Origin of the sequence: Sphingomonas sp. (assembly GCF_024508665.1) — a bacterium.
Classification (GTDB): domain Bacteria; phylum Pseudomonadota; class Alphaproteobacteria; order Sphingomonadales; family Sphingomonadaceae; genus Sphingomonas.
The window spans coordinates 1-3225 of sequence record NZ_JANINP010000005.1 but is presented as its reverse complement, the minus strand read 5'-3'; the positions used below and the strand labels follow the sequence as shown (position 1 = coordinate 3225).

1 protein-coding gene is annotated in these 3225 nt (G+C 44.2%); it reads right to left on the bottom strand.

Features of this window, described 5'->3' with window-relative positions; all coding sequences use genetic code 11:
- A partial coding sequence (locus tag Q0L25_RS08730) for an HYR domain-containing protein (RefSeq protein WP_296613422.1) occupies nt 1-3225 on the bottom strand: 3225 nt, incomplete at both ends.

The window sequence follows — 3225 nt, the reverse complement described above, 5'->3', positions numbered from 1 at the left end:
TGTTACACTTGCAGGGCAGGTGATCACAGGTTTGGTTACATCCTGTACAGTGATCGTTTGTACACAGGTGCTTGCATTATTACATGCATCTACCGCTTTCCATGTTCTGGTGATGGTATAGTTATAATGGGCAGCATCGTTTACATTACTGCTTTGTGTGCTCACATCACTATAGCTTACAACAGGCGTTGAACAATTGTCTGTTGCCGTTGCTACTCCCGTTGCTGCAGTACTGTTATCATCCTGGCAGTTGAGTGTAACACTTGCAGGACAAGTGATCACCGGTGCTGTCTCATCTTTAGCAGTGATGGTTTGCTTATATGTTGCACTGGTATTACCACATGCATCAGTAAAGTTCCATTGTCTTACTCTAACATAGGTGCTTCCACATCCTGGTGTTGTTACATCACTCACCAGGTTAAGCGTTACCTGGCTGCAGTCGTCTGTTGCCGATGGAACCAGCGCATTTGCTGCTGCAATAGCTGATGCATCTGAACATTCTACTACTCTATCCAAACTACCCGCTGCTGTTACTACTGCAGGTGCTGTTTCATCTTTAATACGGAACGTAGCCGTTGTATTGCTTGCATTACCACATCCGTCTGTTGCAGTAAACACTACTGTTACATGTTTGGTTCCGCCACAGTCTGCAACCCAGTTACCGGTGCTGAAGTTGTTGGTCCAGGTTACACCGCTGCAATCATCTGTTGCTGTTGCACCGCCATGACTGTTTAACCAATCCTGGAACGCTGATGTATTACCATTACCATCACACTCTACTGTTGCATCAGAGGCTTGTGTAGCGATCACCGGTGCTTTGGTATCTACTACAGTGATCACCTGTGTTGCTGTGGTTGTATTATTATGTGCATCGGTAACACTCCATGTTCTGGTTAAAGTATAGTTACCGGCACAGTTGCCATCGGCTTTTACTTCTTTGTACTCTACTGCTCCCAGGTTACCACAATTATCTGTTGCAGTAACAACTGCTGCAGACGGTACTGCTGTACATTCTACTGTTTCATTAGCAGGAACACCGATCAGTTTAGGGTTCTCTGCATCATTAACAGTTACAGTGAACGTACAAACTGACGTTCCTACAGGATTTGTTGCAGTAGCCGTTACAACCGTTGATCCTACAGGGAAGAAACTTCCAGGCTGGTGGCTGTATGTAATCGTTGATGCAGGGATAGCCTGTGTTTCTGTTGCTGCAAAGTTTACATTGGTACCACACTCACCTTGCGTATTGCTTACAACAATATTTGCAGGGCAGTTAACAGAAGGTGGCACACCTACTACTGTTACAGTGAACGAGCACTGAGTAGTTAATCCTGCAGCATCTGTAACTCTATACGTTACTAAAGTGCTTCCGATAGGGAATGTTGATCCACTTGCAGGACCAGCTATTCTTGTTGTTACTGCACCACTACAATTATCCGTACCTACAGGTTCTGTATAATTTACAACAGCACCTGCTGCACTTGTAGCGATCGCATTGATATTTGATGGACAAGTGATCCTTGGCGCTTCAACATCTTTCACTGTAACCCTGAAGCTACATGTTACTGTATTTCCTCCGGCATCTGTTGCACTCCAGGTAACAACCGTAGTTCCTACAGGGAATACCGAACCTGATGCAGGACCTGATACCAACGTGGTTGGTATGGCTCCACCTTCAAATTCTACTACATAATAAGCTGGTTGTTCATAATACCAGTCATTCCATGTTGGACCAGACCAGTTAATAACAGCCCAGTCTTCATCGCCGGCATTATTAGGTTCGCCACCAGACCAGTTGGTGTATGTAATTGGTTCATTGGTAACCCAACGATAGGTTCCTTCTACATCACGATCGGTAAAACCGATCCACATACGCTGACCAGGAAGGAATCCTGAGATCAATGCATTCTCGGTAGCATTACTGATCGTAGCAAGATGACCTCCCAGGGCAATCGCTGCAGCATGAGCCGCTTCTGGTCTTGCCTGTGTATTAGAAACAAAATAGCTATGCCCGTTAAATGTTCCTTTATATGTATAACCAGGAATTGAAGTTGGCAGGTTTCCACCACCGCAATTATCTGTTGCTGAAGGCTGGTTGTAAGTAACCACTGTGCCACACATACCAGGCGTTGCATTTACTACGATATCGAATGGACATGCAATAACCGGAGGTGTATTATCATCGATCACAACTGTTTGTGTTTGTGTTGATGCATTGCCTGCCGCATCGGTATATGTCCATGTGATGGTATGTGTTCCCTGTGTAGTGAAAGATGTTGGTCCTGATGGAACACCATTGATCACTCCACCACAATTATCTGTCGCAGTTGGAACACTTGCTGTTGCTGAACACTCTGCAGTAATTGTGGGAAGACTTGCCACATCTGGTACAGGAGCAGTATTATCTCTCACTGTTACATCAAAACTGCAACTGCTTACATTGTTATGAACATCAGTGAAAGTATAGGTTACAGTTGTTGTTCCAATTGCAAAAATTGCACCTGGCTGATGTGTTGAAGAGACTGTAACGTTACCACAATTATCTGTTGCAGTTGGTGCATTCCATGTAGCGGTTTGACGACATGTACTATTACCTGCACCAGTGTTTACTGTTATGTTAGCAGGACAATTGCTTACAACAGGCTTTTCATTATCTGTTACTACAACATTGAAGCTGCATGTTGTTACTAAACCTACTGCATCTGTTGCTGTATATGTTACAACCGTTGTACCTACAGGGAAGATACTGCCTGGCACATGACTTCCCGTCAATGTTACCCCAGGGCAGTTATCACTTGCTGTTGGCGGGTTCCAGAACACCTGCTGACCACATGTTCCTGCTGCATTATTCACAGCGATCGTTCCAGGACAGCCTGTAATGATCGGGTTCTGGTTATCTACTACCGTTACAGTAAAGCTTGCTGTTTGTACATTACCATGTACATCTGTTGCTGTATAGGTAATGGTATGCACACCTACCGGTAATAGTGTAAATCCTAAACTATTATAATCTTCATCGCTGCTGCTAAAGCTGGCGATACCACAGTTATCATTTGCTGTTGGTGCTGCCCATGTTACCAGTGCTAAACAATTATTAACTACAGCATTCCTGGTGATGTTTGATGGCATACCCGAGATAACAGGCTTCTGATTATCTGTAACTGTTACTGTTTGTGTTTGTGTAATAGCAGCGTTACCATTTGCATCAGTTACATTCCATGTAAT